Here is a 671-nt window from a genome sequence, read left to right on the forward strand (position 1 = left end):
TGGGTGGGGCACGGCAACAGCCGGGCCGCTATCCGTCCCTTCTTCGAGCAGCTCGGCGAGCGATGCCAGCAGATTGAGGCGGTGGCGATGGACATGAACACGGCGTTCGACCTGGAGGTGAAGCAACACTGCCCGCAGGCGGAGGTGGTCTACGACCTGTTCCACGTGGTGGCTCGCTATGGCCGAGAGGTGGTGGACCGGGTGCGAGTGGAGCAGGCGAATGCACTGAAAAGCGATAAACCGGCGCGAAAAGTGGTCAAAAGTGCGCGTTGGTTGCTGCTACGTAATCGGGCGAAGCTGAGTGAAAAACAGGATGTGAAGTTGCAGGAGCTGTTGGCGGCGAATCAACCGCTGGCGATGGTGTACGTGCTGAAAGAGGCGTTGAAGGGCATCTGGTATGCGCCGAGCGTGTGGGAAGGATGGCGACGATGGCGGAGCTGGATGCGGCAGGTGAAGGAAAGCGGGCTAGCGCCGCTGCAACGATTTGGTCGAAATTTATCGAAATATATGCGGGGGATCCTGGCGAGTGCAAACTACCCGATGCACACGAGTGTGCTGGAAGGGGTGAACAACAAGATCAAAGTGATAAAGCGTATGGCATATGGATTTAGGGACTCAGAATACTTTTTTCTGAAAATCAAGGCGGCCTTCCCCGGAAAGCCGCGATGAAC

General features: G+C 57.2%; 1 pseudogene. It reads left to right on the forward strand.

The features are described from left to right. A pseudogene (locus PG896_RS21105) lies at positions 1–669 on the forward strand (ISL3-like element ISAeme19 family transposase); the annotation flags it as partial. Between the last annotated feature and the right edge of the window lie 2 nt (positions 670–671).

Source organism: Aeromonas sp. QDB30 (assembly GCF_027707645.1).
GTDB classification, from domain to species: domain Bacteria; phylum Pseudomonadota; class Gammaproteobacteria; order Enterobacterales; family Aeromonadaceae; genus Aeromonas; species Aeromonas caviae.